This is a genomic window from Streptomyces sp. McG3 (assembly GCF_018619185.1).
GTDB lineage: Bacteria > Actinomycetota > Actinomycetes > Streptomycetales > Streptomycetaceae > Streptomyces.
Genome location: NZ_JAAXYC010000110.1, coordinates 1 through 23,554 on the forward strand (window position 1 = coordinate 1; position 23,554 = coordinate 23,554).

Sequence of the window (23,554 nt, forward strand, 5' to 3'; positions counted from 1 at the left end):
CGCTCGTCCCGCGGCCCCGCCCGTCGAGCAGCGTCCGACCCGGCCCGGATCGGCCCCGCCTGCCGAGCAGCCGATCCCCGGCGCCCCGGTCGACGCCTGGCTGCGCACGCCCCGTCCGCCGCAGGAACCGGGCGTCTGGCGGTACGGATACACCCCGCCGCCGCCCGAGGAGCCCGAGGGCGTCTCGAACCGGTCGCTGCTGGTCGGCGCGCTGATCTCCCTGCTCTCCGCGCTGCTGCTGTGGTCGCTGTGGCGCAACGGCTACCTTCCCTACCGCCTCGTCCCGCTGAAGCTCTTCACCCCGGGGGAGTGGTGGAACCCGGGAACGTCCGGTGGCCCCCGCACCATCGAGGGCAGCGACGCCCTCACGGTGTACGAGGCGATCCTCTTCGGCCTGCTGGCCTACGGCTGCGGCCGGATCGGCAACTTCTCCGAGCTGTTCCGCCGCCATGTCGCCGACCGGGGACAGCCCTTCCTCGCGCTCGCGGCAGCCGCCGCGGCGGGCCTGACCCAGCTGCTCGTCTGGAAGGAGGCGCTCCCGGTCGTCCGCCCGGTCCTGGTCCTCGTCGCCTCCGTCGCGGGCGGCGAGATCTACCAGAGCCAGACCGTCGTCAACGTCATCTACGCGGTGATCGCCGCCGCCTTGCTCTACCCCTTCGCCCGGCTCGGCCGCTGGCGCGAACTGATCGCCGCCCGCCGGGGCACCGGTGCCCCGGTTCCGGACGGCACCGCGGCGGCCCCCGCGGCCGAGACCTCCGCCGACCAGTGGCCCGAGGTCCGCGAGGCGGGCTGGCCCGACGCCGCGGACACCCTCACCGCCGAGGTACGCACCGGGCGGATGAACGACGTGGACGCGGCCCGGCTGCGCCACGCCTGGACGCTCGCCACCCAGCGGCCCGACCGGCTCGCCCCCCTCGCGGAGGCCGTGCTCCGGACCGGCGGAGCCGCGGCCCTGCACCCCTCCGGCCACCGCGACCTGCCCCGGCGCGGAGCCCGCCACGACGTGCTCACCGGCCAGGTCAGGATCGGCCGGTGCGCGGACGACCCGCACAACCCCTACGTCCGCCGGGGCACGGGCCTCGCCCTGGAACCCGCGCTGCTCGGCACCTCACTGCTCGCGGTCGGACCGCCCGGCGCCGGGAAGACCACCCGGCTGATCCGGCCGGTCGTCGAGGCCCTCGCGCTGCGGGCGCTGGCCGGACAGGCCGCGGTCCTCGCCGTCGGAGGCGCGGGGGCGCCGCTCGGTCCGGACGACGCCTTCGACGTCGTCGTCCGTGTCGGCCACCCCGGCTCCGCCCACGACATCGACCTGTACGGCGGCACCACCGACCCCGACGAAGCGGCAGCCGTTCTCGCCGAAGGGCTCGTCGGCGATGTCGGCAGTCTCGACAGCCGCCGGGCCGCCACGGTCCTCGCCCAGCTGCTCGGCCCCTACCGCGCGGCCCACGGCCACTTCCCCTCCGTCCCCGAACTGCGCGAACTCCTCGACGGCACACCGGCCGCACTCGCCGGCCTCCGCGCCTCCCTCGAAGCCGCCGGCCACCACGCGATGCTCCGCGAGCTGGACGCGCGGTCCCGGCAGGCGGGCGGCCCCGGCGACCCCGCACCGGCCCTCGCCGACCGGGTGGCCCTGCTCGACCGGCCCGCGTTCGCCGGATTCTTCGCCACCGGCCCGGACGCCCGGCCGTTCTCGCTGCGGGCGCTCGGCCAGCATCCGCTGCGGGTCCGCGTCGACCTGCCGGAGCGTGGCCACGCGGAGGCGTCCCGGCTGCTCACCCGGCTGCTCCTGGCCCAGTTCACCGCGATCACCGCGGCTCGCACCGACACCACGCTCTTCGCCTGCCTGGTCCTGGACGACGCCACCCACGCCGTGACCGCCGAGACCGTGCGGGGCATCCGCAGGCTGCGCTCGGTCAACGCCGGGGCCGTCCTCGCCCTCCGTACCGTCGACGACGTCCCCGAGACCCTGCACACCCCGCTGCTCGGCGCGGTCGGCTGTACGGCCGCCTTCTCCGGCATCACCACCTGGGACGGCAAGCGCTTCGCCGAAGCCTGGGGCAAGGAATGGGTCGAGACCCGCGAGGTCGCCCAGCACACCGTCTTCGCCGACCAGCCTTTCACCCGCGCCCTGCACGCCCTGCGCAAGCTCGTCACCGGCAAGGCGGTGACCACGGACGCGGTGACCGTACGGCAGGTCGAGCGGGAGCGCTGGTCGGCCTCGGAGCTGGCGTACGCGGTGCCGGCCGGGCACGCCGTCCTCTCGCTCACCACCGTCCAGGGCGAACACGCACCCCCCCTCCTCGTCCACCTCGACGGCTGACGGCACCTACCGGGAAGTAGCGCGAAGGGCGGCTGAGAGCGGTTACCGGCACTCTGCCGCCCTGGCAGAATCGGAGACAGCCGTTCATACGCGACGGCGAAATTCGGTGTCACCGACCCGGCCGGCGATCCGGCCGTCCGCATGGTGGCGCCGCGACCTCGTCCCCGACCTTGAGGGTTCCCGGCCCATGCCCCCCACGCTTGCCTCGCTCGTCCAGCACTCGGCGCTCAAGCTCACCGTGCGGGCGGGCGCGGACCGGCTCGGCACCCCCGTGCGCTGGGCCCACGCCAGCGAGCTGGCCGACCCCGTCCCGTACATGGACGGCGGCGAACTCCTCCTCGTGACCGCCACCAATCTCGACGCCGACGACCCCGAGTCCATGCGGCGCTACGTGCGGCGGCTGGCCGGGGCCGGCGTCGCCGGGGTGGGGTTCGCGGTCGGGGTGAACTACGACGACGTGCCGGCCGCCCTCGTGGCGGCCGCCGAGGAGGCCGGGCTGCCGCTCCTCGAAGTTCCCCGCCGCACCCCGTTCCTCGCCATCAGCAAGGCCGTCTCCGCCGCCATCGCCGCCGACCAGTACCGCGCGGTCACCGCCGGCTTCGAGGCCCAGCGCGAGCTGACGAAGGCCGCGCTCGCCGGGGACGGGCCCGCCGACCTCCTCGCCCGGCTCGCCGCCCACATCGACGGCTGGGCCGCGCTGTACGACACCTCCGGCGCGGTCCTCGCCGCCGCCCCCGACTGGGCCGCCCGCCGCGCCGCCCGCCTCACCCCCGACGTGGAGCGTCTCCGGGACCGCCCCGCCCCCGCCAGCGTCGTCGTCGGCGGCAGTGAGGACCGGGTCGAGCTCCAGTCGCTGGGCTCCGGCCGCCGGGCCCGCGGCGCGCTGGCCGTCGGCACCGGCGCCGCGCTGGGCACCGCCGAGCGCTACGCCGTGCACTCCGCCGTCGCCCTGCTCACCCTGACCACCGCCCGCTCCCGCTCCCTCCAGGGCGCCGAGCAACGCCTGGGCGCCGCCGTCCTGCGCATGCTGCTCGCCGGGCAGCCCGACCACGCGCGGGCGGTCGCCGGCGACCTCTACGGCGGGCTGCTCGACGCCCCGTTCCGGCTGCTCATCGCCGAGACCGCCGCCCCCGCCGGGTCCGAGCTGCTCACCGAGACGATGGAGGCCGCCGCCGCCCGCTCCGGCGAGGCGCTGCTCCTGGTCCCCGAGGGCGAGCGCGTCGTCGTGCTCGCCGCGGACGGCGGCTCCGCCGTCGCCGCCTGCGCCGCCTACGCCGAGGCCCAGGACGACCGCGCCCCGCGCGAGGGCGGCGCCGAGGACAGCGACGTCGTGGTCGGCCTCTCGGCCCCCTCCGGCCCGATCGCCGTCTCCGCCGCGTACAAGCAGGCCGAACAGGCCCTCTCCGTCGCCCGCCGCCGCGGCAGGGCGCTGGTCGAGCACGAGGAGCTGGCCACCGGCTCGGTGCTGCCGCTGCTCGCCGACGACGCGGTACGGGCCTTCGCCGACGGCATGCTCCGCGCGCTGTACGAGCACGACGCCAAGGGCCGCGGCGACCTCGTGGCCTCCCTGCGCGCCTGGCTCTCCCGCCACGGCCAGTGGGACGCCGCCGCCGCCGACCTGGGCGTGCACCGGCACACCCTGCGCTACCGGATGCGCCGCGTGGAGGAGATCCTGGGCCGCTCGCTGGACGACCCGGACGTCCGCATGGAGCTCTGGCTCGCCCTCAAGACGACCGAGGCCGCGACGCCCGCCGAAAAGTGAGCCGCCACCGGCCCCGGATCGGTATTGCAACGGTCGGTCCAAAACCCTAGAGTGCTGCCATGGCCCGACCGAGACAGTTCGACGAGGAACGGGCCCTGGACGCCGCGATGCGCGCATTCTGGGAGTACGGCTACGAGGCCACCTCCACCCAGGACCTGTGCGCCGCCACGGGGTTGGGGCGCAGCAGTATCTACAACACCTTCAGCAGCAAGCGCGAGCTGTTCTCGCGCTCGCTCGCGCGCTACCTGGACGCCATGGCCGAGGCCCAGGCCGCGGTGCTGGAAGACGCCGCCCGCCCGCCCGTCGAGCGGGTCCGCGCCCTGTTCGACAAGATCGTGGCCGATGAGTTCGGCCACCGCCCCGGCGGTCGCAGTCTCGGCTGCCTGGGGGTGAACAGCACGGTGGAGCTCGCCGCCCGCGACCCCGAGGCCGCCCGGCTCCTGGACCGCGACGCCGCCCGCAGGCTGCGGACCCTGTCCGCCGTCATCGCCGCCGGGCAGCGCGACGGGTCCATCGCCTCCGCGCGGGGCCCCGACGCCCTCGCCCGGTACGTCAACGCCGTCATCGGCGGCATGCGGGTCACCGCCCAGGGCGGAGCCGACCGCGCCGCCGTCCAGGCCGTCGCCGACACGGCCCTGGATGCCCTGACCCGCTGACCATCGCTCCATCCGTCACGGCTGCCGCGCCGTGGCGGGGCCGATCCGTGCCCAAGTTTTGAACCGATCCATCCAAAACCGCACTGCCCACCCACAGGGGGAATTCCGTGCCTCGTGCCGTCCACGTACTGGCCTTCGGCATCTTCGCCATGGTCACCAGCGAATTCGTCGTCGCGGGACTGATGCCACAGATGGCCGACGGCCTCGGTGTCACCGTCCCGCAGATCGGCTACCTGATCACCGTCTTCGCCCTCTCCATGGCCTTCGGCGGCCCGCTGCTCTCCGTCGCCCTGCTGCGGCTCCCGCCGAAGACCGCGCTCCTGGTCCTCTTCCCGGTCTTCCTGGCCGGCAACGTGCTCGCCGCCACCGCGTCCGGCTACCCCGCCATGCTGGTCGCCCGAGTGATCACCGGCGTCGCCTCGCAGGCCTTCTTCGGCGTCGCGATCTCGCTCGGCTCCCAGCTCACCCGCCCCGAGGTGCGCGGCCGGGCCGTGGCGGTCATCCTCAACGGGCTGATGCTCGGCACCCTGCTCGGGCTGCCGCTGGCCACCCTGACCGGCGAACGGTACGGCTGGCGGGCCGCGTTCTGGGCCATCTCCGCGCTGACGGTCATCGCCGCCCTGTGTACCGCGATCGGTGTGCGCCGCACCGACCGGCCGGAAGGCAGCGGCACCTTCCGCTCCGAACTGACGGCCTTCCGCGCTCCCCGGCTCTGGCTGACCCTGCTGACCAGCACCGCGGTCATCGGCGCGACCTTCTCCGCCTTCAGCTACCTCAGCCCGATCCTCACCCGGGTCACCGGATTCTCCTCGGGCACCGTCCCGCTGCTGCTCCTGGCGTACGGCGCCGCCACCGTCATCGGCAACACCGTCGTCGGCCGGCTCGCCGACCGGCACACCCTCCCCGTCCTGCTCCTCGGCCTCTCCCTCAACGCGGTGTTCCTGGGCGGATTCGCGCTGCTGGCCCGCTTCGAGGTCGGGGCGGTGCTCTGCATGCTGGGCATCGGCCTCGTCGGGGTCACCATGAACCCGGCCCTGGTCACCCGGGTGCAGCGGACCGGCAACGCCCGCCCGCTCGTCAACACCGTGCACAGCTCCTTCATCACCCTCGGCGTGGTCCTCGGCTCCGCACTGGGCGGCCTGGGCCTCGACCGCTTCGGCCCGCGGGCGCCGCTCTGGCTCGGTGCGGCTCTCGCGGTGACCGGTCTGCTCACCCTCGTACCGGATCTGCTCCACCGCACGAGGAGGCCCGGCGCGGTCGGGCCGGGCGGGTCCTCCGCCAATTCGGAGCACCCGGCCGCCGCTCCGCTCCACGCCGGACAAACTCCATGAGGGCCTCCCCGCCCTACCGTGGGACAACGGGGGAAGCCTCCGGGTGCGCACCATCTCCGTGAGAACCTCCTCACGACCTCCGAACTCACGACCTCCGAACTCACGACCTCCGAAGGGCCGGAACCTCCATGACTTCGCCCCACGCCTTCTGGGTGGCCGGCCGCCAGGCCACCGGTGCCGACAGCTTCGACGTCACCAACCCCTACGACGGACGCCTGGTCGGCACCGTCAGCGTGCCGACCGACGCCCAGGTCGAGGAGGCCGTCGCCGCCGCCCACGCGGTGCGCGACGAGTTCGCCGCCACCCCGGCGCACGTCCGGGCCGCGGCCCTCGACCACGTCGTACGGCGGCTGACGGAGCGCACCGAGGAGATCGCCCAGCTGATCTCGGCGGAGAACGGCAAGCCGATCAAGTGGGCCCGCGGCGAGGTCGGCCGGGCCGTGTCCGTGTTCCGGTTCGCCGCCGAGGAGGCCCGCCGCTTCAACGGCGGCGAGGCCCAGCGGCTCGACACCGACCCCGGCGGCACCGGCCGCCTCGGGCTGACCCGGCGCTTCCCGCGCGGGGCCGTCCTCGGCATCGCGCCCTTCAACTTCCCGCTGAACCTCAGCGCCCACAAGGTCGCCCCGGCCATCGCCGTCGGCGCCCCGATCATCCTCAAGCCGGCCCCGGCCACCCCGATCTCCTCGCTCATCCTGGGCGAGCTGCTCGCCGAGACCGACCTCCCGGCCGGCTCCTGGTCCGTCCTGACCGTCCCGAACGACAAGATGCCCGCCCTCGTCCAGGACGAGCGGCTCCCGGTCATCTCCTTCACCGGCTCCGGCCCGGTCGGCTACGCGATCATGGATTCGGTGCCCCGCAAGCACTGCACCCTGGAGCTCGGCGGCAACGGCGCGGCCGTCGTCCTCGGCGACTACGCGTCCGAGGCTGACCTCGACTGGGCCGCCACCCGGATCGCCACCTTCTCCAACTACCAGGGCGGCCAGTCCTGCATCTCCGTGCAGCGCGTCATCGCCGACGCAGCCGTCTACGACCGGCTCGTCCCCAAGATCGTCGCCGCCGTCGAGGCCCTGGTCACCGGTGACCCGGCCGACGCCGCCACCGACGTCGGCCCCCTCGTCAGCGAGGACGCCGCGAAGCGCGTCGAGTCCTGGGTCGACGAGGCCGTCCGGGGCGGCGCCCAGCTGCTCACCGGCGGCAAGCGCGACGGGGCCACCTACGCCCCGACCGTCGTCGCCGGTCTCCCCGACGACGTGAAGCTCTCCTGCGAAGAGGTCTTCGGCCCGGTCATGTCCCTCCAGAAGGTGGACGGCGAGGCCGAGGCGTTCGCCGCCGTCAACTCCTCCCCGTACGGCCTCCAGGCCGGCGTCTTCACCCACGACCTCCAGACCGCCTTCCGCGCCCACCGCGCCCTGGAGGTCGGCGGCGTGATCATCGGCGACGTCCCCTCGTACCGCGCCGACCAGATGCCGTACGGCGGCGCCAAGCAGTCCGGCGTCGGCCGCGAGGGCGTCCGCTACGCCATGGACGACTACACCTACGAGCGCGTCCTGGTCCTCACCGGCCTCGCCCTGTAACACCCCGGACGACCCCCGCCCGCGCCCCCGCCTGGACAGCGGGTGCGGGCGGGGGCGCGCAACGGACGGCCCGAACCCGACTGTGCGGGGGTTCGGGCCGTCCGCGTATCCGTGCGCGGGGGCTGGTGCGGGTGCCGAACCACGGGTACACGGGTTACATACGGACCAGTAAGCAGCGACTAGCAGTCCGTGCGTCCAGGTCCAGGGGTCCATCCGTCCGGTGGCGCGCGGCGAGGTGAGGTCCCTCATGTCCGCACCACACAACACCCCCCAGGTCCCCAGGGCGCCCAAGGTCACCGAACGCGAGGCGCGACGGGTCGCCGAGGCCGCCCGGGAGCAGGACTGGCGCAAGCCCAGCTTCGCCAGGGAGCTGTTCCTGGGACGCTTCCGCCTCGACCTGATCCACCCGCACCCCCTGCCGCCGCCCGACGACATCCGGCGCGGCGAGGAGTTCCTGGCGCGGCTGCGCACGTTCTGCGAGACGCGCGTCGACAGCGCGCGGATCGAGCGCGAGGCGAGGATCCCCGACGAGGTGATCGCCGGGCTCAGGGAGCTGGGCGCGCTCGGGATGAAGATCGAGACCAGATACGGCGGGCTCGGCCTCACCCAGGTGTACTACAACAAGGCGCTCGCCCTGGCCGGCTCGGTCAGCCCCGCGATCGGCGCGCTGCTCTCCGCGCATCAGTCGATCGGCGTACCGCAGCCCCTGAAGATCTTCGGCACCCAGGAGCAGAAGGACGTCTACCTGCCCCGGCTGGCCACCACCGACATCTCCGCCTTCCTGCTGACCGAGCCGGACGTCGGCTCCGACCCGGCCCGCCTCGCCACCTCCGCGGTGCCCGACGGGCCCGACTACGTCCTCGACGGCGTGAAGCTCTGGACCACCAACGGCGTCGTCGCCGACCTCCTGGTCGTCATGGCCCGGGTCCCCGCCTCCGAGGGCCACCCCGGCGGCATCACCGCGTTCGTCGTCGAGGCCGACGCCCCCGGCGTCACCGTCGAGCACCGCAACGCCTTCATGGGGCTGCGCGGCATCGAGAACGGCGTCACCCGCTTCCACCGGGTACGGGTGTCCGGCGCCTGCCGGATCGGGCCCGAGGGCGCCGGTCTGAAGATCGCCCTGACCACCCTCAACACCGGCCGCCTCTCGCTGCCGGCGATGTGCGTGGGCGTGGGCAAGTGGTCCCTGAAGATCGCCCGCGAATGGTCCGGAGCCCGGGAACAGTGGGGCAGGCCCGTCGCCAGGCACGAGGCGGTCGGCGCGAAGATCTCGTTCATCGCGGCCACCACCTTCGCCCTGGAGGCCGTCGTCGACCTCTCCTCGCAGATGGCCGACGAGGACCGCAACGACATCCGCATCGAGGCCGCCCTCGCCAAGCTGTACGGCTCCGAGATGGGCTGGCTGATCGCCGACGAACTGGTCCAGATCCGCGGTGGCCGGGGCTTCGAGACCGCCGAGTCGCTGGCCGCCCGCGGCGAACGCGCCGTGCCCGCCGAGCAGATGCTCCGGGACATGCGGATCAACCGGATCTTCGAGGGCTCCACCGAGATCATGCACCTGCTGATCGCCCGCGAGGCCGTCGACGCCCACCTCAAGGTCGCGGGCGACATCATCGACCCCGACAAGCCGCTCTCCGCCAAGGCGAGGGCAGGCGCGAACGCCGCCGGATTCTACGCCCGCTGGCTGCCCAAGCTCGTCGCCGGACCGGGACAACTGCCCCGTACGTACGCCGATTTCCACCCCGCCGGGCACCGCGACCTCTCCGGTCACCTCCGGTACGTCGAACGGTCCTCGCGCAAGCTGGCCCGGTCCACCTTCTACGCCATGTCCCGCTGGCAGGGGCGGATGGAGACCAAGCAGGGCTTCCTCGGCCGGATCGTCGACATCGGGGCGGAACTCTTCGCGATGAGCGCCGCCTGCGTCCGCGCCGAGCACCTGCGCGGGGCGGGGGAGCACGGCCGCGAGGCGTACCAGCTCGCGGACGCCTTCTGCCGGCAGGCCCGCATCCGGGTCGAGGAACTGTTCACCCGCCTGTGGTCCAACACCGACGACCTCGACCGGCGCGTCGTCGACGGCGTCCTGGCGGGGACGTACACCTGGCTGGAGGAGGGCGTCGTCGACCCCAGCGGCGAGGGCCCCTGGATCGCGGACGCCACCCCGGGCCCCTCCGTCCAGGAGAACCGGCACCGACCGGTGCGCTGAGCGCTGTCCCGTACGGGGTACGTCCACCACGTCCACGCACCGGACGTACCCCGCCCGGGCCGCCGAACGCAGGGCAGGATGAGGGCCGTGACCGTCATCGACATCCCCGGCTCCAAGTCCGTCACCGCCCGCGCCCTCTTCCTGGCCGCCGCCGCGGACGGCACCACCACCCTGCTGCGGCCGCTGCGCTCGGACGACACCGAGGGCTTCGCCGAAGGCCTGAAGAGCCTCGGCTACCCGGTCGACCGGGAGGCCGACCGCTGGCAGATCGTGGGCCGCCCGGCCGGGCCCGCCGCCCCCGAAGCCGATGTCTACTGCCGTGACGGCGCGACCACCGCCCGCTTCCTGCCCACCCTCGTCGCGGCCGCCGCCTCCGGCACGTACCGCTTCGACGCCTCCGCCCAGATGCGCCGCCGCCCGCTCGCCCCGCTCACCCGCGCCCTCACCGCCCTCGGCGTCAACCTGCGCCACGAGGCGGCCGAGGGACACCACCCGCTGACCGTCCGGGCCGCCGGGATCGAGGGCGGCGACATCGCCCTCGACGCGGGGGAGTCGTCCCAGTACCTCACCGCACTGCTGATGCTCGGACCGCTCACCGCGAAGGGACTGCGGATCGAGGTCACCGACCTGGTCTCCGCGCCGTACGTCGAGATCACCCTCGCGATGATGCGCGACTTCGGCGTGGAGGTACTGCGGGAGGGGAACACCTTCACCGTCCCTTCCGGCGGCTACCGGGCCACCGCGTACGCCGTCGAGCCCGACGCCTCCACCGCGAGCTACTTCTTCGCCGCCGCCGCGCTCACCGGCCGCGAGGTCACCGTCCCCGGCCTCGGCATCGGCGCGCTCCAGGGCGACCTGCGCTTCGTCGACGTCCTGCGGGACATGGGCGCCGAGGTGGCGGTGGGCCCGGACGCGACCACCGTCCGCTCCACCGGCCGGCTGCGCGGGATCACCGTCAACATGCGCGACATCTCCGACACCATGCCGACCCTCGCCGCCATCGCCCCCCACGCGGACGGACCCGTACGGATCGAGGACGTCGCCAACACCCGGGTCAAGGAGTGCGACCGGCTGGAGGCGTGCGCCCGGAACCTGCGCGCCCTGGGCATCACCGTCCACACCGGGCCCGACTGGATCGAGATCCACCCCGGGACTCCGAAGCCGGCCGAGATCGCCACCCACGGCGACCACCGGATCGTGATGTCCTTCGCGGTCGCCGGACTGCGCACCCCCGGCCTGACGTACGACGACCCCGGCTGCGTACGCAAGACGTTCCCGCGCTTCCACGAGGTGTTCGCGGACTTCGCCGCGAGCCCGCGGGCCTGAAACCGGAAGCCCGCGGGCCTGAAACCGGAAGTCCGCGGGCCTGAAACCGCGAGCCCGCGGGCCTGAAACGGGATCCCGAGGGTCTGACGCCGGGAGTCCGAGCGCGAGACGCCGGAAGCCCGCGGGCCCGACGCCGGGGCCGCGGCCCCGGTGAATCGGCGACCCACACGGGACGCGCTGTCCCCGCACACAGCCGGAGCGGCAACAATGGGGGGCATGAGCGACAGCCCCGCCCCCCTCGCCGATCCGCATCTCGTCTTCGACGCCGCGGCCGGCCGCCGGGATCTCGTGATCCTCGGCTCCACCGGGTCCATCGGCACCCAGGCCATCGACCTGGTCCTGCGCAACCCCGACCGCTTCCGGGTCACGGCGCTCTCGGCCGCCGGCGGCCGGGTCGCCCTGCTGGCCGAGCAGGCCCGCCGGCTGCGGGTCGACACGGTCGCCGTCGCCGCCGAGAACGCGGTCCCCGCCCTGCGCACGGCGCTGCGGGAGAGTTACGGGCCCGGCGAGCCGCTCCCCGAGATCCTGGCCGGACCCGACGCCGCCGCCACCCTCGCCGCGAGCGCCTGCCACACCGTGCTCAACGGCATCACCGGCTCCATCGGGCTCGCCCCCACCCTGGCCGCGCTGAAGGCGGGCCGGACGCTCGCCCTCGCCAACAAGGAGTCGCTGATCGTCGGCGGCCCGCTGGTCAAGGCGCTCGCCGCCCCCGGCCAGATCATCCCGGTCGACTCCGAGCACGCCGCGCTCTTCCAGGCGCTGGCCGCCGGCACCCGCGCCGACGTCCGCAAGCTCGTCGTCACCGCCTCCGGCGGACCGTTCCGGGGCCGTACGCGCGAGGAGCTGGCCGACGTCACCCGGGAGCAGGCGCTCGCCCACCCGACCTGGGCGATGGGACCGGTCATCACGATCAACTCCGCGACCCTGGTCAACAAGGGCCTGGAAGTCATCGAGGCGCACCTCCTCTACGACATTCCGTTCGACCGGATCGAGGTCGTGGTGCACCCGCAGTCCTACGTGCACTCCATGGTCGAGTTCAGCGACGGCTCCACGCTCGCCCAGGCCACCCCGCCGGACATGGGCGGCCCCATCGCCATCGGCCTCGGCTGGCCCCAGCGCGTCCCGGACGCCGCTCCCGCCTTCGACTGGACGAAGGCGTCCAGCTGGGAGTTCTTCCCGCTGGACACCGATGCCTTCCCGTCGGTCGGCCTCGCCCGGCACGTGGGCGGGCTCGGCGGCACCGCGCCGGCCGTCTTCAACGCCGCGAACGAGGAATGCGTGGACGCTTTCCTCGCCGGACGGCTGCCCTTCAACGGAATCATGGATACGGTCACCGCTGTGGTGTCCGAACACGGCACCCCCGCCCCGGGAACCTCGCTCAGCGTCGCGGACGTCCTCGAAGCGGAAACGTGGGCCCGCGCACGGGCCCGGGAACTCTCGGCGAAAGCGACAGCGGAGGCGCGCGCATGAGTCTGACCTCGGTCCTGCTGACGGTCCTGGGGATCGCCGTCTTCGTCGTGGGCCTGCTCTTCTCCATCGCCTGGCACGAGCTGGGCCACCTCTCCACGGCCAAGATGTTCGGCATCCGGGTCCCGCAGTACATGGTCGGCTTCGGCCCGACGATCTGGTCGAAGAAGAAGGGCGACACGGAGTACGGCATCAAGGCCATCCCGGCCGGCGGCTACATCCGGATGATCGGGATGTTCCCGCCGGGACCCGACGGCCGGCTCGAAGCCCGCTCCACCTCGCCCTGGCGCGGCATGATCGAGGACGCCCGCTCCGCCGCCTACGAGGAGCTGGAGCCGGGCGACGAGAAGCGGCTCTTCTACACGCGCAAGCCGTGGAAGCGCGTCATCGTCATGTTCGCCGGCCCCTTCATGAACCTGATCCTCGCGGTCGCCATCTTCATGGGCGTCGCGATGACCTTCGGCTTCCAGACCCAGACCACCGAGGTCGCCGGCGTCCAGCAGTGCGTGATCTCGCAGAGCGACAAGCGCGAGACCTGCAAGGACGGCGACCCGGTCTCGCCCGCCAAGGCCGCCGGCCTCCAGGAGGGCGACCGCATCGTCGCCTTCGACGGGAAGAAGGTCGACGACTGGGCGACGCTCTCGGACCGCATCCGCGAGACCATCGGCCCCGCCACCCTCGTCGTCGAGCGCGACGGCAGGGAAGTGACCCTCGACGCGGTCCTGCGCGAGAACGCCGTCGCGAAGAAGGACGGCAACGGCCAGGTCGTCCCGGACCAGTTCATCAAGGCGGGCTACCTGGGCTTCGCCGCGCAGACCGAGATCGTGCCACTCTCCTTCGCCGACTCCACCGTCCGCATGGGCGACATGATCGAGAACGGCGTCGACTCGATCATCGCCCTGCCGTCCAAGATCCCGGCCCTCTGGGACGCCGCCTTCAGCGACGGCCAACGGGCCGACGACTCGCCGGTCGGCGTGGTGGGCGCGGCCCGGATCGGCGGCGAGGTGATGAACCTCGACATCCCGGCGCAGAACCAGGTCGCGATGATGCTGTTCCTGCTCGCGGGCTTCAACCTCTCGCTGTTCCTGTTCAACATGCTGCCGCTGCTCCCGCTGGACGGCGGGCACATCGCGGGCGCGCTCTGGGAGTCCCTGCGGCGCAATGTGGCCAAGGTCTTCCGGCGCCCCGACCCCGGCCCGTTCGACGTGGCCCGGCTGATGCCGGTCGCCTACGTGGTCGCCGGACTCTTCATCTGCTTCACGCTGCTGGTCCTGGTGGCCGACATCGTGAACCCCGTCAAGATCTCCTGATCACCCCTTCCGTCCCACAGGTGGCGGCCGGGCACACACCCCGTGTCCGGCCGCTCACCAACGGGTGGACTTGTCGACAGGGTGCGTCCGTCCCGCCTCCGGTGCCGTAACCTCGAAGGCTGGAGCCCGCCGATCTCGGGACCTTGATCCACACCTTGGGGATGCACAGCGCATGACTGCGATTTCTCTCGGAATGCCGGCCGTTCCGACCAAGCTCGCCGACCGAAGGGTCAGCCGACAGATCCAGGTCGGCACGGTCGCGGTCGGCGGCGACGCGCCCGTCTCCGTGCAGTCGATGACGACGACACGTACGTCGGACATCGGCGCCACGCTCCAGCAGATCGCCGAGCTGACGGCGTCCGGCTGCCAGATCGTCCGAGTCGCGTGCCCGACGCAGGACGACGCCGACGCGCTCGCCACGATCGCCCGGAAGTCGCAGATCCCGGTGATCGCCGACATCCACTTCCAGCCGAAGTACGTCTTCGCCGCGATCGACGCCGGCTGCGCCGCGGTCCGGGTGAACCCGGGCAACATCAAGCAGTTCGACGACAAGGTCAAGGAGATCGCGAAGGCGGCCGCCGAGACCCGCACCCCGATCCGGATCGGCGTCAACGCCGGGTCCCTGGACGCGCGACTCCTGAAGAAGTACGGCAAGGCCACCCCCGAGGCCCTCGTCGAGTCGGCCCTGTGGGAGGCGTCCCTCTTCGAGGAGCACGGCTTCGGCGACATCAAGATCTCGGTCAAGCACAACGACCCGGTCGTGATGGTCAACGCCTACCGCCAGCTCGCCGCCCAGAGCGACTACCCGCTGCACCTCGGCGTCACGGAGGCCGGACCGGCGTTCCAGGGCACCATCAAGTCGGCCGTCGCGTTCGGCGCGCTGCTCTCCGAGGGCATCGGCGACACCATCCGCGTCTCCCTCTCGGCCCCGCCGGCCGAGGAGGTCAAGGTCGGCCTCCAGATCCTGGAGGCGCTCAACCTCAAGCAGCGCCGCCTGGAGATCGTCTCCTGCCCGTCCTGCGGCCGCGCCCAGGTCGACGTCTACAAGCTCGCCGACCAGGTCAGCGCCGGGCTGGAGGGCATGGAGGTCCCGCTCCGCGTCGCGGTCATGGGCTGCGTCGTCAACGGCCCCGGCGAGGCACGCGAGGCCGACCTCGGCGTCGCCTCCGGCAACGGCAAGGGCCAGATCTTCGTGAAGGGCGAGGTCATCAAGACCGTCCCCGAATCGAAGATCGTGGAGACCCTCATCGAAGAGGCGCTGAAGATCGCCGAGCAGATGGAGAAGGACGGCATCGTGTCCGGCGAACCCCAGGTCTCCATCGGCGCCTGACCCGCGCCCTTCCACGCCATCACCGCCCCACCGGGCCCCGCGCCCGGTGGGGCGGCGGCGCGTCCGGGGCCCGGCTCCCGCATACACCACCGCCCTGCCCGGAGGCCGTCTTCCGGACTCGAGCGGCGTTCGACAGGCTCGTCGGTTAAAGTGCGGAAATCAGCAGACCGCATGGTGAGGCCCCCTCGTGTTGACGCAGACCACCACCCGGGTCCTCGAACCCAGCGACCTCCAAGCAGCGCTCGCCATCCTGGAGAGCGAGCCCGTGACCAACGCCTTCGTCACGTCCCGCGTGCAGGTCGCGGGACTCGACCCCTGGCGCCTCGGCGGCGAGATGTGGGGCTGGTACGCCGACGGGATGCTCCGCTCCCTGTGCTACTCCGGTGCCAACCTCGTCCCCATCTGCGCCGGCCCCGAGGCCGTCCGCGCCTTCGCCGACCGGGCCCGCAGGGCCGGCCGCCGCTGCTCCTCCATCGTCGGCCCCGCCGAACCCACCACCCAGCTCTGGCGGCTCCTCGAACCCAGCTGGGGCCCCGCCCGCGAGGTCCGCGCCAACCAGCCCCTCATGGTCACCGAGAGCCTCTCCGCCGACGTCACGCCCGACCCGCTCGTCCGCCGCATCCGCAAGGACGAGACCGAGGTCCTGATGCCGGCCTGCGTGGCGATGTTCACCGAGGAGGTCGGGATCTCCCCGCTCGCCGGCGACGGCGGACTCCTCTACCAGGCCCGCGTCGCCGAACTCATCGGCACCGGCCGCTCCTTCGCCCGCATCGACGACGGCAAGGTCGTCTTCAAGGCGGAGATCGGCGCGGCCACCCCGCAGGCCTGCCAGATCCAGGGCGTCTGGGTCGCCCCCGAACACCGCGGCAAGGGCCTCTCCGAAACGGGCATGGCCGCCGTCCTGCGCTACGCCCTCGCCGACGTCGCCCCCGTCGTCAGCCTGTACGTGAACGACTACAACACCGCCGCCCGCAAGGCCTACCGCCGGGTCGGCTTCCGCGAGGTCGGCGCGTTCATGAGCGTCCTGTTCTGAACCCCCACGCGCGCCCGCCCCGGGAACGCACGGTTCTGACCGCCCGCCCCGGCCAGTAGGGTTCCCGCATGGCAGCAGCAGTCCCCGGAGAAGGCCCCGCAGCACCCGACGCCGAGATCGGCCCCGTCGACCTGGCCGCCCGCGTCGACGAAGCCCTGCGCGTCCAGGCGGCCGCCTTCGGACTGAGCCAGGACGAGATCGACGTACGCCGCCACATCGTCCTCAGACACCTGGAACACCCCCACGCCCGCGCACTCGGCGCCCTCACCCCCGACGGACGGCTCGTCGGCTTCGTCTACGGGCTGCCCAACGACCGCACCCAGTGGTGGTCCACCGTCGTCGAGCCCTATCTGCGGGCCACCGGCTCCGACGGCTGGCTCGACGACTCCTTCGTCATCACCGAACTCCACGTCCACCCGGACCACCAGCAGCGCGGCATCGGCCGCTCCCTGATCACCGCCATCACCGACGCCGTCGGCCACCCCCGGTCGATCCTCTCGGCGATCGACCGGGACAGCCCGGCCCGCACCCTGTACCGCTCGCTGGGCTACCGCGATCTGGCCCGCCAGGTCGTCTTCCCGAGCGCCCCGCAGCCCTACGCGGTCATGGGCGCGCCCCTGCCGCTGCTGCGCGCGAGGCCCGGGGCCTGAATGGATTTCCGCCAGCCCGCACCGCCCGGCTAACCTCGGGCTCACCACCCTTGCGAGCAGGAGTTCATCATGGCCCAGGTCCAGCGCATGTCCCGATTGATGGTCAAGACACTGCGCGACGACCCGGCGGACGCCGAGACGCTCAGCCACAAGCTGCTGGTCCGCGCCGGATACGTCCGCCGCAACGCGGCCGGCATCTGGTCCTGGCTGCCGCTCGGCAAGAAGGTCCTCGACAACATCTCCAACGTGGTCCGCGAGGAGATGGACGCCATCGGCGCCCAGGAGGTCCTGCTCCCCGCCCTGCTGCCCAAGGAGCCCTACGAGGCGTCCGGCCGCTGGGAGGAGTACGGCGACCTGCTCTTCCGCCTCAAGGACCGCAAGGGCGCCGACTACCTCCTCGGCCCCACCCATGAGGAGATCTTCACCCAGACCGTCAAGGACCAGTGCACGTCCTACAAGGACCTGCCGGTGATGCTCTACCAGATCCAGACGAAGTACCGCGACGAGGCCCGCCCCCGCTCCGGCGTGCTCCGCGGCCGCGAGTTCCAGATGAAGGACTCGTACAGCTTCGACACCACGGACGAGGGCCTCGCGCACTCCTACGCCCTGCACCGGGCCGCGTACATCAAGATCTTCGAGCGCCTCGGCCTGGACCACCGCATCGTCTCCGCCGTCTCCGGCGCGATGGGCGGCTCGGCCTCCGAGGAGTTCCTCGCCCCCGCCGCCGCCGGTGAGGACACCTTCGCGGACTGCCCGAACTGCGACTACGCCGCCAACACCGAGGCCGTGACCTTCGCGCTCGCCCCGGTCGACGGCTCGGCGCACGGCGCGATCGAGGAGCTGGACACCCCCGACACCCCGACCATCGAGACGCTCGCCGCGCACCTGGGCGTCCCCGCCTCCGCCACCCTGAAGAACCTGCTGGTCAAGGTGGACGGCGAGATCGTGGCCGTCGGCGTCCCCGGCCACCGCGAGGTCGACCTCGGCAAGCTCGGCGAGCACCTGGCCCCCGCCGTCGTCGAGCTGGTCACCGCCGAGGACTTCATCGGCCGCGACGACCTCGTACGCGGTTACGTCGGCCCCCAGGGCCTGGAGAAGGTCCGCTACCTCGCCGACCCCCGCGTCGCCCCCGGCACCTCCTGGGTCACCGGCGCCAACCAGGACGGCAAGCACGCCGCGAGCGTCGTCGCGGGCCGCGACTTCGAGGTCGACCAGTACCTCGACGTCGTCGTCGTCGAGGAGGGCGACCCCTGCCCGAAGTGCGGCACCGGCCTCACCCTGGACCGCGCCATCGAGATCGGCCACATCTTCCAGCTCGGCCGCAAGTACGCCGACACCTTCCAGCTCGACGTGCTCGGCCAGCAGGGCAAGCCCGTCCGGGTCACGATGGGCTCGTACGGCATCGGCGTCTCCCGTGCCGTGGCCGCCCTCACCGAGCAGACCGCCGACGACAAGGGCCTGTGCTGGCCCCGCGAGATCGCCCCGGCCGACGTCCACGTCGTCGCCGCGGGCAAGGCCCTCCAGACGGAGCTGGCCCTCGACGTCTCGGAGAAGCTCAACGCCGCGGGCCTGCGCGTCCTGGTCGACGACCGCCCCGGCGTCTCGCCCGGCGTGAAGTTCACCGACTCCGAGCTGCTCGGCGTGCCCAAGATCCTGGTCGCGGGCCGCCGCTCCGCCGACGGCGTCCTGGAGCTCAAGGACCGCCGCACCGGCGAGCGCGAGGAGCTGACCGTCGACGAGGCGATCGCCCGCCTGACGGCCGACCTGGCCTGATCACCCACACCGCCTGCGAGGAGGGCCCCCGCGCACCGTGCGCGGGGGCCCTCTCGTCGTCACGGCGAACCGCTACAGCCAGCCCGCGAACTCCAGGTTGACCTCGCCCATCTGCCGCCGCCCCTCGGCCAGCGCGCGGGTGCCCGACTCGACCGCCCGGAACAGCGTCCAGCCGTGCAGCCGCGCCTGCTCCACCTCCAGCGACTCCGCCAGCCTCTTGACCCGCCGCCGGGCCGTCACCGGGCCGCCGGGGGAGGCGATCAGATCCTCCACCCGGTCCCGCACCAGCCGCGCCAGGTCATAGGCGCGCTCGCCCACCAGCGGTTCCGGACCCACCGTCAGCCACGGCGCCCGCTCCCCGGAGAACACCTTGCTCTGCCGGAAATTGCCGTGCAGCAGCAGGAGTTCGGGTGATCCCCCGACCAGCTCCGCCCGCGCCGCGAGCGCCGCGTCCACCAGCGGCGCCAGCTCCGGATCGGCCTCGGCGGCCGCCCGCATCCCGGCGCTCTGCCGATCGGTCCGCCCGGCCACGCTCTCGAAGGCGTGCCCGGCCGGCGGCTCCACCCACAGCCGCCGCAGCGTGCCCGCCGCCTCCAGCAGCGCCTTCGCCTCCGGCAGCGAGCGCAGCGACACCTCGTGGTGCAGCCGCTCCAGCAGCAGCGCACCGGACGCGTCGAGCTCCGGCGCGTCCAGCGGCTTCACCGCGCCCCACCCGTTCCAGTGCTCCAGCGCCGCCCGCTCAAGACCGGGACCGGCGACCGGCGGGGCGATCTTCAGCGCTGCCGGGGTCCCGTCGGCCCGCCGCACCAGAACCACCAGGGAGCTGCGCCCGCCGGGGGCGGCCACCCGCTCCACGGTGAGGCCGCCCCCGGCGGTGAGCGCCTGCTCGGTCAGCGCGGGAAGCGCGTCCAGCCAGTCGGCCGCCGCGGTTACCCCGTACATCTCACCGAGCGCGCGCACCAGGCGCTGCGGCGGTTCGAAACCCATACGTCGTGTGTTCCCTTTCCCGTTCTTCCTATCAGCGCGCGCCGTCCGCGCCGGCGGCCTCCACCGGGCCCGTCGCGGCCGGATCCGCACCCGCTGCCCGCTCGGCGAGCCCCGGAAAGGCTACGTTGCCGCCCCGCCAGCGGGCCGACCGCACCGCGGCCTCCCGCAGCGCTCCGGCGGCCTCCTCGCGGCGAGCGCCCTCGGTGGCCCGTACGAGATCGGCGTAGGCGCCCGCGATCCGGTCCTCCAGCACCGCGGCCAGCCGTACCGCCGACGGGGAGTCCGCGACGGCGAACGGCAGAGCGTACGCGGCGTTCGAGGCCACCGGCCTCCCGCCCAGGTCCCGCACGGAGCGTGCCAGCGCGTCCCGGCGGGACCGGTGCCCGTCGTACGCCGCGCGGGCCTCGGCGCCCCGCTTCCCGTCGAGGCGGCCGCCGAGCAGCCCGTAGCCGTACACCGCGGCGTGCTCGGCGGCCAGGGCCGCCTGGACGGCGGTCAGCTCGGGGGAGTCGGCATCCTCATCGGACGGCCGGACGGATCGGGTGCTCATGCGGCTGTCTCCTCGGCCAGTTCGGTCAGCAGATACGCGTGCGCCGCCGCTGCCGCCGCCACCGAGGCCAGCAGACGGGCCAGTTCCGGCTCGACGTCCAGCAGGGCCTCGGCGTACGCGTCGGCCCGGCGGCGCTCGTCGGCGGCCAGCTCCCGCACCGCGGCCTTCGGTTCGGCGGACACCGGTCCCGGCGCGGCCGGCGGGGCGTCGGCCTTCGGGCCGCCCTTCGCGCGCGGCGGCGCCAGCGCCTTCCCGTGCTCCCGCACGGCGGCCCGCAGGGGCGCCAGGCCGGCCGCCGTCGCCGGGTGCGCCTCGGCCACCAGGTCGTACCGGGCGAGCAGGAGGGCGCCGTCGCGCGCCGCCTTCTCGCGCAGCTTCCTCCCGGTCTTCGCGGCGGCGGCCCGCGCGCCGGAGTGCGCGGGCTTCCCGCCGTCCGCCGTCTCGTCGCCGCCCCCGCAGCCGGTCAGCACCGCACCCAGGGCGAGGGCTCCCGTAGCGGTGAGCGCCCCCCTGCGCGTCGTCCCCGTGCGCCGCACGTTTCTCCTTCGGGCCTGGACCGGTCCTGACAGGATCTGTCCTGATGTGATCACCGCAGGCGAGCGTACCCGCGGCCGAGCGGCAGGCGGACGGCAACACCCCTGGCGACCGGATACCCTTTGACCTGACGCACGACGATCCCCACAACAGCACACGCGGCCGAGGAGTCACCCGGATGAGCACCACCCAGAGCGAGAGGCTGCGCGGGTTGCTGGAACCGCTCGTCAGCGCGCAGCAGCTGGACCTCGAGGAGATCGAGGTGTCCCGGGCCGGCCGCCGAGGAGTGCTGCGGATCATCGTGGACTCCGAAGAGGGCGTGGAGCTGGACGCCTGTGCGGAGCTGAGCCGCGCGATCTCCGAGAAGCTCGACGAGACCGACGCGATGGGCGAGGGAGAGTACGTCCTCGAAGTCAGCTCCCCCGGCGCGGACCGCCCGCTGACCGAGCACCGCCACTACGTACGCGCCATCGGCCGGCTGGCCAGGTTCCACCTGGCCGGCGACGGCTCCGGTGAGCTGGTCGCCCGCATCCTCGCCGTGGACGAGGACGGGCTCGACCTCGAAGTGCCCGGCGTCAAGGGCCGCAAGCCCACCGCCCGACGCCTCGCCTTCGACGAGATCGCCAAGGCGCGCGTGGAGATCGAATTCAACCGCAAGGACAAGAAGGAAGAGGAGGCGTAGCCGTGGACATCGATGTGAAGCTTCTGAAGGGCTTGGCGCAGGACAAGGAGATCCCCTTCGACGTGCTCGTCGGGGCGATCGAGTCGGCCCTCCTCATCGCGTACCACCGCACCGACGGCAGCCACCGCCGGGCCCGCGTGGAGCTCGACGCGAACGGCCACGTCACGGTGTGGGCCAAGGAGGACCCGGCCGACCTCGAAGAGGGCCAGGAGCCCAAGGAGTTCGACGACACCCCGTCCGGCTTCGGCCGGATCGCCGCGACCACCGCCAAGCAGGTCATCCTGCAGCGGCTGCGCGACGCCGAGGACGACCGCACCTTCGGGGAGTACGCGGGCCACGAGGGCGATGTCGTGACGGGCGTCGTCCAGCAGGGCAAGGACCCCAAGAACGTCCTGGTCGACATCGGCAAGATGGAAGCCATGCTGCCGGTCCAGGAGCAGGTCCCGGGCGAGGAGTACGTGCACGGCCTGCGCCTTCGTACGTATGTCGTACGGGTCGCCAAGGGCGTCCGCGGTCCGTCGGTGACGCTCTCGCGCACCCACCCCAACCTGGTGAAGAAGCTCTTCGCCCTGGAGGTCCCGGAGATCGCGGACGGCTCGGTGGTCATCGAGGCCATCGCCCGCGAGGCCGGCCACCGCACCAAGATCGCCGTTCGCTCCACCCGGGCCGGCCTGAACCCCAAGGGCGCCTGCATCGGCCCGATGGGCAGCCGTGTGCGCAATGTCATGGCCGAGCTGCACGGCGAGAAGATCGACATCGTGGACTGGTCCGACGACCCGGCCGAGATGGTCGCCAACGCCCTCTCGCCCGCCCGGGTCAGCAAGGTCGAGGTCGTCGACCTCGGCGCCCGCTCCGCCCGCGTCACCGTGCCGGACTACCAGCTGTCGCTGGCGATCGGCAAGGAGGGCCAGAACGCCCGCCTCGCCGCCCGCCTCACCGGCTGGCGCATCGACATCCGTCCGGACACCGAGACGGACGAGGAGCGCGAGAACGCCGACCGCGAGCGGGCCGAGCGGGCCCGGGAGCGCTCGGAAAGGCGTTGACCCGGAGGGGCTCCAGGGAATAGATCTGGGCGGTACGCCGCTGAGATCACGACAACATCCGTTCGATTTCTGCCCCAAAGCGGCGAGGTCGGTACGGGGAGGTAGACTTAAACGTGTCTGGCCGGACGCAAGCCCGCGCTTGCCCCGAGCGAACCTGTGTGGGATGCCGGGAGCGAGCGGCCAAGAGCGAGCTGCTGCGCATCGTGGTGGACGAGGGCGCCTGCGCCCCTGATCCACGCGGTACGCTGCCCGGCCGGGGTGCTTACGTGCACCCCGTCTCTGTCTGTCTCGACCTGGCGGTCCGCCGCCGGGCGTTCCCCCGGGCCTTCAAGGCCAAGGGGCCGTTCGACACCGCGGCACTGACGCGGTTCGTCGAGCGGGTTGCACCGTAAGAAAAGTGAACGGCACGGGTCCCCGTGCGGTCAGGTACCTCGCGAGTTGGAAGTAGGTCGAGATTGCGATGAGCACTCGATGAGTACGCGATGAGTACGCCCATGAAGTAGCGACGGTCCGGCGGTAACCCGGACCTAAAAGGAGCGAAGTGGCTAAGGTCCGGGTATACGAACTCGCCAAGGAGTTCGGCGTCGAGAGCAAGGTCGTCATGGCCAAGCTCCAAGAACTCGGTGAATTCGTCCGTTCGGCGTCCTCGACGATCGAGGCGCCGGTTGTACGTAAGTTGACCGACGCACTGCAGGGGCCCGGCGGCAACGCCGGCAAGTCCGCTGCCAAGCCCGGTGCGCCCCGCAAGGCGGCGCCCGTGAAGCCCGCAGCGCCCTCCCCGGCAGCTGCGGCACGTCCCGGGGCCCCGAAGCCCGGTGCACCGGCTCCCAAGCCGGCCGCCGAGGCCGAGACCCCCAGCAGCACCCCGGCGGCGCCCTCCGCGCCGTCGGCGGGCCCCCGTCCGGGCCCGAAGCCCGCGCCGAAGGCGGCCCCGGTGACCCCGGTCCCGGCCGCCGAGTTCTCGGCTCCGGCTCCGGCCCAGCCGGCTGCCCCGCAGCAGGCCCAGGCCCCGCGTCCCGCGGG

General features: G+C 73.0%; 20 protein-coding genes. 17 read left to right on the plus strand and 3 right to left on the minus strand.

Features of this window, described 5'->3' with window-relative positions:
* The 13 genes from HET64_RS19095 to HET64_RS19155 form a co-directional block, all read left to right on the plus strand.
* A partial coding sequence (locus tag HET64_RS19095) for an ATP/GTP-binding protein (RefSeq protein ID WP_374105563.1) occupies positions 1-2,320 on the plus strand: 2,320 nt, incomplete at its 5' end.
* Between the two features lie 187 nt (positions 2,321-2,507).
* On the plus strand, positions 2,508-4,082 hold the full coding sequence (locus HET64_RS19100) for a PucR family transcriptional regulator (RefSeq protein WP_215107221.1): 1,575 nt from the start codon (positions 2,508-2,510) through the stop codon (positions 4,080-4,082).
* A 59-nt stretch (positions 4,083-4,141) separates the two neighbouring features.
* Entirely contained in the window at positions 4,142-4,738 is a 597-nt protein-coding gene (locus HET64_RS19105; protein WP_215107223.1) for a TetR/AcrR family transcriptional regulator, read from the plus strand.
* A gap of 107 nt (positions 4,739-4,845) precedes the next feature.
* Entirely contained in the window at positions 4,846-6,069 is a 1,224-nt protein-coding gene (locus HET64_RS19110) for an MFS transporter (protein ID WP_308370202.1), read from the plus strand.
* Positions 6,070-6,197: 128 nt separating this feature from the next.
* A complete protein-coding gene (locus tag HET64_RS19115; protein ID WP_215107225.1) occupies positions 6,198-7,643 on the plus strand; it encodes an aldehyde dehydrogenase family protein in 1,446 nt (481 codons plus the stop codon).
* Between the two features lie 247 nt (positions 7,644-7,890).
* Positions 7,891-9,846, plus strand: coding sequence for an acyl-CoA dehydrogenase family protein (locus HET64_RS19120; RefSeq protein WP_215107227.1), 1,956 nt, complete (start codon positions 7,891-7,893; stop codon positions 9,844-9,846).
* An 87-nt stretch (positions 9,847-9,933) separates the two neighbouring features.
* Complete coding sequence (gene aroA / locus HET64_RS19125; RefSeq protein WP_215107229.1) at positions 9,934-11,172, plus strand: 3-phosphoshikimate 1-carboxyvinyltransferase; 1,239 nt, start codon at positions 9,934-9,936, stop codon at positions 11,170-11,172.
* A gap of 216 nt (positions 11,173-11,388) precedes the next feature.
* Complete coding sequence (dxr, locus tag HET64_RS19130) at positions 11,389-12,642, plus strand: 1-deoxy-D-xylulose-5-phosphate reductoisomerase (RefSeq protein ID WP_251145535.1); 1,254 nt, start codon at positions 11,389-11,391, stop codon at positions 12,640-12,642.
* Positions 12,639-13,949: an RIP metalloprotease gene (locus tag HET64_RS19135; RefSeq protein ID WP_215107233.1), complete on the plus strand. Its 1,311-nt coding sequence runs from the start codon at positions 12,639-12,641 to the stop codon at positions 13,947-13,949. The genes dxr and HET64_RS19135 overlap by 4 nt, the downstream gene beginning before the upstream one ends.
* Positions 13,950-14,121: 172 nt before the next feature.
* On the plus strand, positions 14,122-15,279 hold the full coding sequence (ispG, locus tag HET64_RS19140) for a flavodoxin-dependent (E)-4-hydroxy-3-methylbut-2-enyl-diphosphate synthase (protein ID WP_215107235.1): 1,158 nt from the start codon (positions 14,122-14,124) through the stop codon (positions 15,277-15,279).
* A 187-nt stretch (positions 15,280-15,466) separates the two neighbouring features.
* A complete protein-coding gene (locus HET64_RS19145; protein ID WP_215107237.1) occupies positions 15,467-16,312 on the plus strand; it encodes a GNAT family N-acetyltransferase in 846 nt (281 codons plus the stop codon).
* Positions 16,313-16,380: 68 nt separating this feature from the next.
* Complete coding sequence (locus HET64_RS19150; RefSeq protein ID WP_215107239.1) at positions 16,381-16,962, plus strand: GNAT family N-acetyltransferase; 582 nt, start codon at positions 16,381-16,383, stop codon at positions 16,960-16,962.
* 69 nt (positions 16,963-17,031) lie between these two features.
* Positions 17,032-18,735, plus strand: a complete 1,704-nt coding sequence (locus HET64_RS19155; RefSeq protein ID WP_215107241.1) for a proline--tRNA ligase — start codon at positions 17,032-17,034, stop codon at positions 18,733-18,735.
* A gap of 72 nt (positions 18,736-18,807) precedes the next feature.
* Here HET64_RS19155 and HET64_RS19160 read toward each other — a convergent pair whose 3' ends face one another.
* The 3 genes from HET64_RS19160 to HET64_RS19170 are packed head-to-tail and all read right to left on the minus strand — an operon-like array spanning position 18,808 to position 20,808.
* Entirely contained in the window at positions 18,808-19,722 is a 915-nt protein-coding gene (locus HET64_RS19160; RefSeq protein ID WP_215107243.1) for an aminoglycoside phosphotransferase family protein, read from the minus strand.
* A 31-nt stretch (positions 19,723-19,753) separates the two neighbouring features.
* On the minus strand, positions 19,754-20,272 hold the full coding sequence (locus HET64_RS19165) for a ferritin-like domain-containing protein (protein ID WP_215107245.1): 519 nt from the start codon (positions 20,270-20,272) through the stop codon (positions 19,754-19,756).
* Positions 20,269-20,808: a hypothetical protein gene (locus HET64_RS19170; RefSeq protein ID WP_215107247.1), complete on the minus strand. Its 540-nt coding sequence runs from the start codon at positions 20,806-20,808 to the stop codon at positions 20,269-20,271. The genes HET64_RS19165 and HET64_RS19170 overlap by 4 nt, the downstream gene beginning before the upstream one ends.
* A gap of 176 nt (positions 20,809-20,984) precedes the next feature.
* On the opposite strand from HET64_RS19170, the gene rimP reads away from it, so the two are divergent.
* The 4 genes from rimP to HET64_RS19190 all read left to right on the plus strand — a co-directional run.
* Complete coding sequence (gene rimP, locus HET64_RS19175; protein ID WP_215107249.1) at positions 20,985-21,488, plus strand: ribosome maturation factor RimP; 504 nt, start codon at positions 20,985-20,987, stop codon at positions 21,486-21,488.
* A gap of 2 nt (positions 21,489-21,490) precedes the next feature.
* On the plus strand, positions 21,491-22,531 hold the full coding sequence (nusA, locus tag HET64_RS19180) for a transcription termination factor NusA (protein ID WP_007452815.1): 1,041 nt from the start codon (positions 21,491-21,493) through the stop codon (positions 22,529-22,531).
* Between the two features lie 113 nt (positions 22,532-22,644).
* A complete protein-coding gene (locus HET64_RS19185; protein ID WP_215107251.1) occupies positions 22,645-22,923 on the plus strand; it encodes a YlxR family protein in 279 nt (92 codons plus the stop codon).
* Positions 22,924-23,072: 149 nt separating this feature from the next.
* Positions 23,073-23,554, plus strand: a 482-nt coding sequence (locus tag HET64_RS19190; protein ID WP_215107253.1) for a translation initiation factor IF-2 N-terminal domain-containing protein, incomplete at its 3' end; no start/stop codon positions are given.